This window comes from Alienimonas chondri, assembly GCF_013036045.1.
In the GTDB taxonomy this organism is placed as follows: Bacteria; Planctomycetota; Planctomycetia; order Planctomycetales; family Planctomycetaceae; genus Alienimonas; species Alienimonas chondri.
Window position 1 is genome coordinate 1 of the sequence record NZ_WTPX01000138.1, and the last position, 12,089, is coordinate 12,089.

10 protein-coding genes and 1 pseudogene are annotated in these 12,089 nt (G+C 68.5%); 3 read left to right on the forward strand and 8 right to left on the reverse strand.

The genetic code is table 11. From position 1 onward, the window contains the following. From LzC2_RS16930 to LzC2_RS16940, 3 genes and pseudogenes are all read right to left on the reverse strand, one after another. Positions 1-1,675: pseudogene (locus LzC2_RS16930) on the reverse strand (hypothetical protein); the annotation flags it as partial. Between the two features lie 145 nt (positions 1,676-1,820). Continuing rightward, complete coding sequence (locus LzC2_RS16935) at positions 1,821-2,852, reverse strand: stage II sporulation protein M (protein ID WP_171189193.1); 1,032 nt, start codon at positions 2,850-2,852, stop codon at positions 1,821-1,823. After that, positions 2,849-3,871 (reverse strand): RDD family protein, encoded by a 1,023-nt coding sequence (locus LzC2_RS16940; protein WP_171189195.1) that lies wholly within the window; start codon positions 3,869-3,871, stop codon positions 2,849-2,851. The genes LzC2_RS16935 and LzC2_RS16940 overlap by 4 nt, the downstream gene beginning before the upstream one ends. A gap of 363 nt (positions 3,872-4,234) precedes the next feature. Here LzC2_RS16940 and LzC2_RS16945 point away from each other — a divergent pair, with 363 nt between their 5' ends. The 3 genes from LzC2_RS16945 to LzC2_RS16955 all read left to right on the forward strand — a co-directional run bounded on the left by LzC2_RS16945 (position 4,235) and on the right by LzC2_RS16955 (position 7,429). Then, a complete protein-coding gene (locus tag LzC2_RS16945; RefSeq protein WP_171189197.1) occupies positions 4,235-5,329 on the forward strand; it encodes a DUF1559 domain-containing protein in 1,095 nt (364 codons plus the stop codon). Between the two features lie 121 nt (positions 5,330-5,450). Beyond that, positions 5,451-6,641 carry a prenyltransferase/squalene oxidase repeat-containing protein gene (locus tag LzC2_RS16950; protein WP_246255086.1) on the forward strand — a complete coding sequence of 397 codons (1,191 nt, stop codon included), beginning with the start codon at positions 5,451-5,453 and terminating at the stop codon, positions 6,639-6,641. A gap of 17 nt (positions 6,642-6,658) precedes the next feature. Further along, positions 6,659-7,429, forward strand: coding sequence for a Uma2 family endonuclease (locus LzC2_RS16955; protein WP_171189199.1), 771 nt, complete (start codon positions 6,659-6,661; stop codon positions 7,427-7,429). A gap of 9 nt (positions 7,430-7,438) precedes the next feature. On the opposite strand, the gene LzC2_RS16960 is transcribed toward LzC2_RS16955, so the two are convergent. The 5 genes from LzC2_RS16960 to LzC2_RS16980 form a co-directional block, all read right to left on the reverse strand. After that, positions 7,439-8,257 carry a PspA/IM30 family protein gene (locus LzC2_RS16960; RefSeq protein ID WP_171189201.1) on the reverse strand — a complete coding sequence of 273 codons (819 nt, stop codon included), beginning with the start codon at positions 8,255-8,257 and terminating at the stop codon, positions 7,439-7,441. Between the two features lie 332 nt (positions 8,258-8,589). Further along, complete coding sequence (locus LzC2_RS16965; RefSeq protein ID WP_171189203.1) at positions 8,590-9,315, reverse strand: hypothetical protein; 726 nt, start codon at positions 9,313-9,315, stop codon at positions 8,590-8,592. Between the two features lie 96 nt (positions 9,316-9,411). After that, positions 9,412-9,963 (reverse strand): hypothetical protein, encoded by a 552-nt coding sequence (locus LzC2_RS16970; RefSeq protein WP_171189205.1) that lies wholly within the window; start codon positions 9,961-9,963, stop codon positions 9,412-9,414. A gap of 45 nt (positions 9,964-10,008) precedes the next feature. Then, positions 10,009-10,422, reverse strand: coding sequence for a dioxygenase family protein (locus LzC2_RS16975; protein WP_171189207.1), 414 nt, complete (start codon positions 10,420-10,422; stop codon positions 10,009-10,011). Continuing rightward, a complete protein-coding gene (locus LzC2_RS16980; protein WP_171189209.1) occupies positions 10,338-11,996 on the reverse strand; it encodes a recombinase family protein in 1,659 nt (552 codons plus the stop codon). The genes LzC2_RS16975 and LzC2_RS16980 overlap by 85 nt, the downstream gene beginning before the upstream one ends. Between the last annotated feature and the right edge of the window lie 93 nt (positions 11,997-12,089).

A 12,089-nucleotide genomic window follows, 5' to 3' on the forward strand; every position in this document is an offset into this window, starting at 1 on the left:
GTCCGATTCCTCCCCCGCCCGGCGACGACGATCCGCCGCTGCCGGGGGAGGAATCGGACGATCCGCCCGACGACGACGACCCGCTCGAACTGCCCGACGTGCCGCTCCCCTCGCCGCCGTTCGCCCCGCTCGGCCGCCCGCCGCCGATCGGCGGGAACAGCGAATCGCCCTCCTCCGCGAAGTCGCGCAGCGGGCGGAACTCCTCCCGCGACAGCACCGATTCGGCCCGTTCGGTCGTCGTCTCCGGATCGGTTCCCCCGGACGAACTCTGGGCGAGAGCGATGAACGACCGGGCGGCATGCTCTCGCCGCGACGAGAGGACGCTCGCAGAGAAGAAAGGCGTCGGCTGCTGCGGAGTGAGCATGGAGAGCGACGCCCGACCCTCGAGAGAACGCGTGTGCAACGCTCCATGCTCACCCGCCTGCGTTCCGCTCCGCTCCACTTCAGCGTGAGAGCATGCCACCCCGGATGCAGAACTTGGCAATCGCCCTGCGGAGAGAGCGGTCGGAGCGAGGAGGAACGCGATCAGCGCCGCGACCGTCGCCTTCGTCCCGGTCGGAGCGGCGCGGCGTTCCTCCGCGGCGAGGCGGTTGCGTTCTCGGGTGACGGCTTGTTGCACGTCCCAACAATCGCGACGGACGCGCAGATCGACCAGCGTGGCGAACCAACCGACGCGGGCGACGACGTACACCGTCACCCCGCCGAACGCCGCGAGGGCCGCGGCGGTCGGGTCGCTCGCCAGCCCGCCCCAGAAGCTGTTCGAGGCCAGCGCCGTCCCCAGCGCCGGCCGCCAGTTCAGCAAAGCGGAGCCGAGCAGATCCGTCGTCAACATGCCGAGCAGCCAGCCCCCCGCGGCCGACAGCGCCAGCCCGTTCGCCCGACCGAACAGCGGGACGGTGTGGGCGCTCAGCAGCCCGTCGGCGTGTTCGTCGTGCAGCCGGGCGGAGAGCGCCCGCAGGGCGATTCGCTCCGAGGCGAACCCGATCCGTCCCCCGATCGCCAGCCCGAACGGCGCCCACAGGACCAGCAGCGTCCAGGCCAGCCCGGTCCAATCGTCGAGGAAGAACAGCGCCAGCGGCCAGCCGAGCAGCGCCCGCATCGTCAGTCGCCCCAGCATCAATTGGCCCGAAGGCCGGGGGAACGGCGCCCGGCGGGAAAGACCGGAGCGGAACCACAGCCAGACCGCCGCCGCGAACGTCGCCCCGATGGAGACGCTCCCCGCCGGCGTCGCCAGCCACGCCCCGAACGCGGTGGGCAGGTCCAGCCAGCGCGGGAGAAAGGACAGCGCCGCCAGGCACACGCACAGCACGGCGAGAATCGCCTCGCGGGTGCGTTCCCGTTTGGTGCGGGGACGGGGGGCGAGCGGGTGGGCGTCGTCGCCGTCGCCGCGGTTTTCCCCGACGGGGCCGTTCTCTTCGGCGAACGTGCCCCGCACCGCGATCGCGGCGATCCGCAGGCCCAGCGGGACGGTGAAGACCAGCACGGCGACCGCCGCGACCGCCCAGGCGTGGCCGAACGTGCGGCCGACGACGTCCGTCAGAATCGCGGCGGGCAGCCCCCCCGCCGCGGCGAGTCGCAGCCACAACGTCGGACTCGCCCCGCACGCGGCGAGACCCACGTCCAACGCCCCGCCCGGTCCGTGCGGGGTGAGGGGAATCGCGAACGGGCGGGTCATCGGCTCGCTCCTTCAAGTCGGCGAGCCGGGGGGTTCATCCCCCCGGACCGGCGAGCGCAGCGAACCGCACGCAGGTCGGGAACGAGTCCATATCCGGTCCGGGGGGACAAGCCCCCCGGCTCGCGGGGATCGTCTGGGCATTCGCTCATCGCGTCGCCTCCGGCACGTCGGCCGGACCGCCCCGGCCCGCCAGCAGCAGCCAGGCGAAGACCGCGACCCACAAGCTGGCGCCGACCGCATACTTGATTGCCGGGGCGATCGGAGCGGGCGACCAGAACGCCTCCAGCCCGGCCGCGATCACCAGCATCGCGGCGGCCCCCGCGGCGACCTGAATCGCTTCCCGACCCCGCACCATCAGGCTCCCCAACCGCGACCGCCGCCCGGGGTGCAGCAGGGCGTCGCCGAGCATCAGCCCGGCCCCGCCGGCGACCGCGATCGCGGTCAGTTCAAACGAGCCGTGCGTCACCGCGAAGCTGTAGAGCCGTTCGCCGTTCCCGCTGGTCCCCGCGTAGCCGAACACCGCTCCGAGGAAGAGACCGTTCTGCAGCAGCACGTAGATCGTGCCCGCGCCCAACGTGACCCCCAACGCGAAACACTTCAAGGCGATGCCGACGTTGTGCTGGACGTAAAACCCCGCCATGCCGCTGCGTTCCTGACTGTAATCGCCGAAGTCAAACGCGGATCGGCCATCCTCCGCGGCGCCGTCCGGGTCGAGGGCGCCGTCTTCGGCGTACATCTCGTCGAACATCGCCTGCTGCTCCGCCGGGAGGATGCGATTCGCGAGTTCCGGCTTCGCCGCGACCGCCGCCCACGAGGCGAAAAACGGCCCGAAGAACAGCGCCGCGGCGACCAGAAAGAATCGCCCGTTCTTCCGAAACACCCGCGGGAACCCCCGCGTGAGGTATCGCACGAATCCCGCGACCGGTGAGGGCGGCGCCGCATAGAACGCCGTGTGCCCCTTGCCCAGCAGCGTGTTGAGGTAGCCGTCCAACCGTTCCCCCCAGCCGTGGGCGCGGACGGTGGCGAGGTCCGCGGCCAACTCCCGCAGACCGCGTGACAGCTCGGCGGCCTCCGCGGCGGTGCGGCCGCGCAGGCTCCGCCGGTCGAACCGATCGAGCAGCTCGTGGAACCGCTCCCAGCGGGGACGACGGGCGGCGAGGAAGGCGCGTTTCGTCATCGCGGGCGGCTCCGTTCCGCTCGCTTCGTCCGATCATTGCGAGCCATCCGGCCGTTGCGAGGCGCGACCGTCTCCTCGCCCTCGTCCTCGGGCCGCAGATAGGTCGCCCAGATCCGGGCGAGGAACGCCATCGGATAGACGCGGACGCCGTCGGGATCGCCGCCGTACTTCAACCGGCGGGCGACGGCGAGGGCCAACGGCAGCGCCAACTGGTGGCCACGTTCGTGATCGAGCACGCCGCGGCGGGCAAGGTATTCGTCGACGGTCGCCAACGTGCTGCGGGGCGGTTTGGGACCGTTGATGAGGGCGCGGTCGATCGGGGCGATCTTATCCAGAATCACCGGCTGCTTGGGGACCGTCGCGGGGGCGGTGCGAATCACCACGGTGCCCGCAAACAGATCGCCGATCCGCTGGCCCCGCGGACTGAGCGTCCAGCACAGCGCCCCTAAACCGTACAGCGGCACGGCCGGCATGAGGGTGCTGCTCATGATATGCGGTGGGTCCGTGAACAGCAGCGGCAGGGCGTCGGCGAACCGCAGCAGGTTCCGCACCAACGCCGGCCAGAAGGTGAGGGGACCGCCGTCCGTTCGCACGACTCGCAGGCCGAACGCCGCCTTGCCGATCGTGCGCCCGCCGTAGAACGCCTCGCAGAAGGTGAAGTACCCCCACTCCGAGAAGAACAGCAGCAGCAGAAACGCCCCGGAGGCCGTCCCCCCCAATCCCGCGAAGAACAGCGGGATCATCCCGAAGAACGCCGCGGCGAGGACCGCGACCCGCAGCAGGGTGTCGATGAACCACGCCCCGAAACGCCGCGTCACGCCGGCGATCGGCAGTTCGAGAACGATGTTCTCCGGCGTCTCCACCCGCATGCGGAACAGCTCGGCGCCGTCCGCGTCGAACGGGTCGTTCGTCTCCCCGGTCCCCGGCAGCCCCGGCCCAGCCGGCCCCGCACCCGGCAGGGCGATCCCGGACCCGGTCGTTCCGGCGGGGGCGCTGGCGGCGTCGGGGGCGATCGGCATCGGGTTCTCAGCGTGACGACCGCCAGCTTGACGACTGTGCGCGGGAATCGACACGGTTGCGGCCGAAAGAACGGCGTGCGGCACAAAGCGGTTCCCAAACCAACCCGAAGCGTCAGCGAGGGATGCGGGCGACAGCCCCGCCCGCTGCGCGGGCAGCCCTCGCTGACGATTCGGGTTGGTGTGAGCCCGGTTATGAAGCCGCTAGACGTCGCCCGACGAAAGCAGGGGCCGGAACGAGACTCGCGCGCGTTCCCACGCATCGGCCAGAATTCTTTTGGCCCCCCTCCGTGACGCTTCTCGCATGGTCCCTCGCGGCGCCGACGGTCTGCCGCCACGTCGACTTCTTCGCCCGATTGAATCCGTATGCGTCATAGCCTCGTTTCATCCCCTGAACGCTCCACCCCCCGCCGGTGTGTCGGGAGCCGGGACGGCTTCACGCTGATCGAGCTGCTGGTGGTGATCGCCGTCATTGCGATCCTGGTCTCCCTGCTGCTGCCCGCCGTCCAGCAGGCGCGCGAGGCGGCTCGCAAGGCTCAATGCCAGAACAACCTCAAGCAGCTGGCGCTGGCGGTTCACAACTATCACAGCACGACCAGCGTTCTCCCCCCCAGCGCCTGCCTGTCCACCAGCGGGTACACGGGCAATAACGGCTCCTGGAGCATCCACGGCCGTATCCTGCCGGAGATCGATCAGGGCACGCTGGCCCAGTACGTCGACCTCTCGATCGGCTGGGACGCCCAGCCGACGATCGACGGGTTGAAGATTCCCACGTTCGGCTGCCCCAGCGATCCGCTGTCGTACGTCGAACGCGACACCGGCACGGGCAAGCCGAACCTGTTTCCCACCACCTACGGCTTCAACCACGGCACCTGGTTGGTGTGGGATCCGACGCGAGGCGGGAGCAAAGGCGTCGGCGGGGACGGGCCGTTCTATCCGAACTCCCGGCTGTCGATCTCCCATCTCCGGGACGGCTCGACCAACACGCTGATGGCCGCGGAGGTGAAGGCGTTTACGCCCTACTTCCGCAATCACAGCGGCCCGCTGCCGGCCGACACCCCCGTGCCGGACAGCGTCGCCGACGTGCTGGCCTACACGGACGACTCCGACAGAAAGCTGGGCGAGCAGAACAAAAACACCGGCCACACCGAATGGCCGGACGGCCGCGTCCACCACACCGGCTTCACCACGGCGTTCACCCCCAACACCGAGGTGATCTGGGTCGATCCCAGCACGGAGCAAGAGTACGACGTCGACTTCTCCTCTTGGCAGGAAGGCAAGCTCAGCGGCGGAGCCGTCAACGCCACGATGGCGGCGATCACCAGCCGGTCCTATCACGAGGGCGTCGTGCAGGTCGCGCTGATGGACGGCAGCGTGCGGGCGATCTCGGACAGCGTGACACGCGCCATCTGGCGCGGCGCCGGCTCCCGCAACGGCGGCGAGGTGCTGGGCGAGTTCTGATCGAACCGTTCTTCACGCCCGCTGATAATCCCCTGCGATCCGGTCGGGACGCGGGGGCAGAACCCCGCCAGCCCCGGGGGACCCGTAGAATGCGAATCCCGATCGAATCCCCCTTCTACCCTTGATCCCTCAACCGGAGCGACTCGTGCGGTTCGCCTGCGCCCTCTCGACCTTTGCCCTGGCCCTCGCCGCGGCCCCTTCTCTGGTCGTTGCCGCCGATCCGCCGGTGACGGCGCCGGGCGCGACCGTGCCGACCGCCGCGGAGATTCAGGCGGCCCGCCAACGGGGAGTCGACTTCCTCCGCACCACCCAGAACGACGACGGCGGCTGGACGGCGAACGAAGCGTTGGGGATCACCGCGATCGCCACGGTGGGGCTGATGGACTCCGGCCTGACCGCCGAAAGCCCGGCGGTCGCCAAGGCGCTCGATTTCATCGTCGCCAACGCGAAGCCGGACGGCGGGATCTATGCGGAAGACTCCACCCATCGGAACTATGAAACCGCCCTGGCCCTGATGGCGTTGAGCCGCGTCGAGGGCGACCGCTACGCGAAGACGATCGAGGGCGGCCGCGCCTTCCTCAAAGGCTTGCAGTGGGACCAGGGCGAGGGGATCGACAGCAGCGACGTCCGCTGGGGCGGCGCCGGCTACGGCAGCACCGGCGATCGGCCGGACCTTTCCAATACCCAGTTTTTAATCGAAGCTCTCAAAAGCACCGGCAGCGGCCCGGACGACGAAGCGATTCAGAAGGCGCTGGTTTTCGTGACCCGCACGCAGAACCTTGAAGGCCACGGCAACGACACGCCGAACGCCGCGAAGATCAACGACGGCGGCTTCTATTACACCCCCGCGCTCGGCGGACAGACGAAGGCCGGCACCACCCCCAACGGCGGCCTCCGCAGCTACGCCAGCATGACCTACGCCGGGTTGAAGTCGATGATCTACGCCGGCCTGACCCCCAAGGACCCGCGGGTCAAAGCCGCCCGCGACTGGGCGGCGGAGCACTACACCCTCACGGAGAACCCCGGCATGGGGTTGCAGGGGCATTATTATTACCTGCAAACGCTCGCCAAGACGTTGAACACGCTCGGCGGCGACACGCTGACGGACGCTGACGGCGTCGAGCATCCGTGGCGGGAGGATCTCGCCGCGCAACTGCTCGCCATGCAGCGTGAGAACGGTTCCTGGGTGAACGACGCCGACCGCTGGTACGAAGGCGACCCGAACATGGTCACCGCCTACGCCCTGATGGCGCTGTCGGACGCGTTCCCGCCCGGATCGGCCCGGACCTCGGCCGCCTCGCGGGGCGAATAATCGGGTAAACTCCCGTCATGCCGGACCTCCTCGACGCCCCGCCGACGACGACCGCCCCGACCGCTCCCGCCCCGCGGGTGCGGTCGGCTGTCGTTTCCTCTCCTGAACAAGCCGCACTGTCGCCGTCGCCGCGACCGCTGCGGGTCACGGTGGAGATGTATCACGCAATGATCGGCGCGGGGGTGTTCGACGAGATCGAGGGACGCCGGATCGAACTCTTGGACGAGGAACTCGTTGAGATGGCCGCTGCTTTTCCTCCCCATGCGGTCGCCACGGACCTCACGGCGGACGCATTGCGAAGCTGTCTCGCTCGTGGTTGGGCCGTGCGGACGGAGAAGCCGATTTCGCTCTCTCGCAGCGAACCGGAGCCGGACGTCTCGGTCGCGAATCAAGGTCTCAAGTTCTGGTCGAGTCGCCACCCACGGGCCTCGGACCTTCTGCTGATCGTCGAAGTGTCAGACAGTACCCTTGCCCTCGATCGCACCCGCAAAGCGGCGATCTACGCCGCGGCGGGGATCTCGCCCTATTGGATCGTCAACCTGCCGGAGCGCGTGCTGGAAGTGCGGACCGATCCGGAGGCCGGCGTGTACCGCACGCTGCGCACCTATCGCGAAGGCGACGTGGTCGAGTTCACTCTCGCCGATCGCGACTTCTCCCTGCCGGTCGCGGACCTGCTGCCGGCTGAGAGCGACGAAGCAACGGACGAGGCCGCGAACGCGGAGTCGCGGTCGTCGGTCGTTCCCCCCCGGCCCGAAGCGACCGCGGGCGAAGACGAACCTCGGGGATGATCCCGCGAATCAGCTCTCCGGGATGCTGGTCTTCGTGGCCGGTTCGCTGACGGCCGGGGTGCCGTCGGCTTCGGCGGAGAGGCCGATGAGCGCGTCGAACTCGTCCTCGGCGGCGTCGGCCTGGGCGTAGGCCATGAAGTCGTCCTCCGCCTGCTTGGTATCCAGCCCGGCGACTTCCCGGCTGATGCGGGCGTTCGCTTTCGCCTTGTTCCGCAGCTCGCGGAGTTCGCGCAGTTCCTCGCCGGTACGGTCCTCGGCCAAGCCGGTCATCATATCGGCCAGCTGCTTCTCCTCCTGGGCGCTCATCACGTCGGCGACGGCGTCGTGCTTCTCCTCTTTCAGCGAATCCAGTTCGCGCATCAGCGACTGAATCTGCGTCTTATGGCCGTCGATGTTGGTGACGAGCTGTTCGAGGTCCGCTTCGATCTCCGCGGCCCGGGACTGCTTCTCCTCCAGCGTGGAGCTGAAGTCTTTAAACGCGGCGCTGCACTTCAGATATTCCGGGTCGCTTTTGACCGCTTCGACGTTCCCGCCGTGGCTGGCGGCGACCTTGCGGGCCTTCGCCGCGGCGCCGGCCTTTAATTGCTCCAGCTTCTCGATCTCCTCCACCAGCGTCTTCAGTCGCTGCTTTTTGGACTCTTCCTGGGCGATCATCCCGGCGATCGCGTCTTTATAGGTATTGATCCGACTGCGTTTCTCCCGGACGATCCGGTCGTAGTTCGCTTTGATGACGTCGGGATTGCTGCGCAGCCCCTCGCCGGCCTTGTCCATCTTGCCGGTGAACAGATAGCCGATGGAGCGGAACAGACGGCCGAGGGCGCCGAACATGGATCGCGGGCGGTGGGGGAACGGGGCGTGTGACGCGGTGCGAGCGAGGCGAAACGCCCGGCAGGCACGAGCGGTTCACGCCTTGAGTGTGGGGAAGCCGTCCGCGAGGCGAAAGCGAATCGGGGGCGGTTCCCTCTGCTCCCCTCTCCCTTGAGGGAGAGGGGTCGGGGGTGAGGGTGAGCTGGTCCTCGCGTACCGTCGCCCTCCTCGGAGACATCTGAGGGCGAGCGGATGGATGCGTTGACGCCCTTCGATCGTCGCACTCCCCTCACCCCCGGCCCCTCTCCCCTAAAAAGGGGAGAGGGGGGACGCGCGATTACCCCCGCATCCGGCTACTCCCGCACCCGGCCCGGTCCCGAATCCAGTTCGTTCAGGCGGGCTTCGGTACGGCGGGCGACCTCCATCGTGGCGTCCAGTTCGGCCCGCAAGCGGCTGAGGTTCCCCTCCCGGCGTTTGATCGGCGCCTCGCGGACCTCCGTCACCGTTTTGGCGAGATGACGGACGGTCTCGGCGACCTCCTTGAGGATCGCCTGTCGGTCGTCCCGCAACTCCTTGCGAGCCGGGCCGGCGAGCCGGCGGGCCGTTTCGTCCAGTTCCAAACTGTGCCGCAGCTGGGCGATGCAGGCGACGAACACTTCTTCGGCCCGATCCTTCACGATCCCGCCCGCCCCGCCGAGCTTGCCGGCGGCTTCGTCCTGTTGCAGGTTCTGGCGAATCGTCCGCAGCGCCCGCAGCAGCTTCTGGGAGGAGGGATCGCCGTCGCGCTGCAACTCGCGGTCGAGCTTGTCCAGTTCCTCCTCGCGGTCTTCCTTCTCCGCATCGACCAGCTTCCGCCAGGCGTTCTGGGTGACGTCTTCCAACTGCGTGAGCCACCGCGTCGCCAGCATCCCCCCGCCGGCCATGAAGCCGCCGGCGCCGGCGATCAGCCACGTCGGATCGCCGCCGCCGGCCACGCCGATCATCAGCGCAACGCCCCCCAACGCCGCCGGGATGAGCGTCCAAGGGGAGACGATCAGGTCCCGCGTGACTTGCTTGCGGACCTCGGCGGGAGTGGGCAAAGCGGCGCGGCGGGAGGAAACGAACGGGACGCGGATCGTGCGAAACGCGGCTCCGGATCGCAACGCCCGGGTCCGGCGAGCGCCAGTCGGTTCAAGTCATTCCGCCGACGGCCGCTCCCCTCTAACCGCCCGTTCTGCCCCGGACGACTCCAGCAGGGCGATCGACTCGTCGATGAACCGCCGCCGCGGCCCCAGACCGCCGGCGTACCGATCTGCGAGTTGGTTCGCCGTCTTGCGTTTCGGGGCGATCGAGTCACGCACCGCGTCGGCGTAGTTGAGAACGGTACACGGCCCGGCCAGCAGTCCGCCCGTTTGCTGGCCGTCGATCCGGTAGACGTCGTTGAGCCGCAGGCCCGCGTCAACGAACTCCCGAACCAGCGGTAGGGAACAGGAGACGGTCAACAGCGACGTGAAATTCGCCCAAGCGGAGGGTCGGTTCGGGTCGGCGCCGCGGCGCAGCAGATCGACCACCAGCTCCTCGCCCTGCCCCTCGAAGCAGGTCAGCAGCGCCAGCGTCAACAGCGTCCGACCGTTCTCGCCCGCCTCGTTCGGGTCCGACGCCTCCCGGACATAGTCCTGGACCCGCCGCTTCTGGGCGAGGAGATCGCCCGAGGCGGCCCCGGGCGTGGGGAAGTCGAAAACGCTCATCGGTTTCTCTTCGGCATCGGTCCCCCTTCGGAACGAGGCACGGCGTCACGCACGCGGACGCCGGCCGCTCCGTCCGCGGGGCTGCTCCGGCCCCTCGTCGGTGATCGCGCCCAGCACGATCTCAAAATTCGCCTGCAACTCGCCGGCGTCGCTGCCTTTGAGCGGCTCGAACGGGATCATCAACAGCTTGCGTTCGGCCTCGGTCGTGCTGCGCATCACGCCGTCGCGGTCGTTCTGCGGAAGCCCCTTGATGTAGCACTGCGTCGTCAACAGCCGCTTGTCGCCCTTGTTGACGGCGACGTGAATGTGCGGCGTGCGGCCGGGGTACGGCACCGGCTTGATCATGCGGAAGTAGTACCGGCCCTGCGCATCCGTCAGGAATCGACCGAAGCCCTGGAAGCCGGCGTCGCGGTTCTCGTTGGAGGCGCCGCGGGAGTGGATGTAGTTGCCGTTCGGCAATAAGACAGCGCCTCACTCTCCGTCACCCCGGTCGCGTCGGTCAGCATCCCCCGCACTGCGAAGTTCCAGCGGCGCCCATTCGTGTACGGTCGCTCCCCGGGGCGCTCGTAGACGTACACCCCGGCCGGTCGACCGTCGGGACCGGAGCCGACGAGCACGTCCTCAAACAGCGACCGCCGGTGCGCTCCGATCAGGTGTTCCGGGCCGCACTGGATCAGCATGCGACGTTTTGCCGCGGCGACCTTTTCGCGGAATGAGGCCGAAGCCTTCCGGGCCACGGCGGCGACATCGCCCGGGGCCGGGACGTTTTGCAGCCGGCGTTCGACCCCGGCGAGGTCGTCGGCGGCCTTGGCTCGCTTGTCCGCGTTCTTCCGCAACCGGGCGTCCGCCTCGTCGTCGGTGACGGTCCCCCGCTCCACGAGACCGATCACGCGTTGCCGCCCCTCGTCCAGTTTGGCGATCTGCGCCCGCAGCCCGGCCGCTTCGGACCGCATCCGGGCGTTGGCTTCCGCGTCCGGTTCGGCTCGTCGGATCGCCGCGGTGATGGCCGCCTCGTCGCCCAGCACGTCGAACAGCACCCGCGTGACGGCGTCTTCCAAATCGGCGCACCGCACGAACGGCCGGGGCCGGATGTCGCAACCGCCGCCGCCGCACTTATACGGATGGCGATAGTAGGCGTCTTTTCCGCCGCGGCCCAATTGCCCCTGCATCGTATAACCGCACGCGCCGCAATAAACCATCCCCCGCAATAAATAGCGATCGATCCGGCGCTCCGTGCCGTAGTTCTTATTATACTGCGCCCGTTCCAGCACCGCGGCGATCGTCTTGTCGTCCAATAGCGGCGGCACGGGCGTGGGGACGGTTTCCGATATTCCGAATTCGGGATCGGTGAAAGTCTGCATCCACGTCCCGCCGCTCCGTCTGGTAAGCGTGCGGTGCAACGTCGCTTGGTTCATCTTTTTTTCGCGGGCCATCCGCTCCATCGATTCGCCGGCCAGATAACGGGCCGCGACTTCGCGAATGAGCGCCTTTTTCTCTTCGATCACGCTCCACCCTTTATCGCGGTCGAAGTCGCGGCCGAACGGGAGTCGCCCGGCCGCGGGCCAGCCCTTCCGAGCGCGAGAGATACGGGACTCGATCGACTTTTTCCGCTGGACCTTCGCCGAATGGTCCGCGACCAATAATTGCACGCCGTCCGTCAGGCCGTGATTCGGGTCGTAGGGGTCCGACTCCGCCGTCCGAACGAAAAAACGCACACCGCACCGCCGCAATCGTTTCTTGTTCTCTTCGCCCGTCGCCGCGTCGCGGGAAAACCGCGTGAGGTCGAACACCATCACCGCGTCGAACTTGCCGGCTTCGGCGTCGCGTAGCAGCCGGGCCAGTTCGGGCCGGGCGTGCCCCGCGGTGCCGTGCTCCGAACCGCCGTACCATTCGACCACGGTTCCGCCCAGCGCCGCGGCGTCGCTCGTGATCGCCGCCTTTTGCACCGCGAGCGATTCGCCCCGATCCGCTTGGTCGTCAGTCGAAACGCGATAATAACCGCCGATTCGCAGCGGTTTAGATTTGTCAGACATTGCCGATCTCCGTGCCGACCGCGGGGATCAAAAACGGCACGGGGAGCCGGGATCGGCTTCCGGTCTCCCCTACCCGCGGGGGATCAATCCCAC

Bases quoted from the DNA above. Each gene is read 5' to 3' on its own strand.
- LzC2_RS16980 (WP_171189209.1), bottom strand. From the start codon at position 11,996: ATGTCTGACAAATCTAAACCGCTGCGAATCGGCGGTTATTATCGCGTT.
- LzC2_RS16945 (WP_171189197.1), top strand. From the start codon at position 4,235: ATGCGTCATAGCCTCGTTTCATCCCCTGAACGCTCCACCCCCCGCCGG.
- LzC2_RS16940 (WP_171189195.1), bottom strand. From the start codon at position 3,871: ATGCCGATCGCCCCCGACGCCGCCAGCGCCCCCGCCGGAACGACCGGG.
- LzC2_RS16960 (WP_171189201.1), bottom strand. From the start codon at position 8,257: ATGTTCGGCGCCCTCGGCCGTCTGTTCCGCTCCATCGGCTATCTGTTC.
- LzC2_RS16935 (WP_171189193.1), bottom strand. From the start codon at position 2,852: ATGACGAAACGCGCCTTCCTCGCCGCCCGTCGTCCCCGCTGGGAGCGG.
- LzC2_RS16955 (WP_171189199.1), top strand. From the start codon at position 6,659: ATGCCGGACCTCCTCGACGCCCCGCCGACGACGACCGCCCCGACCGCT.
- LzC2_RS16970 (WP_171189205.1), bottom strand. From the start codon at position 9,963: ATGAGCGTTTTCGACTTCCCCACGCCCGGGGCCGCCTCGGGCGATCTC.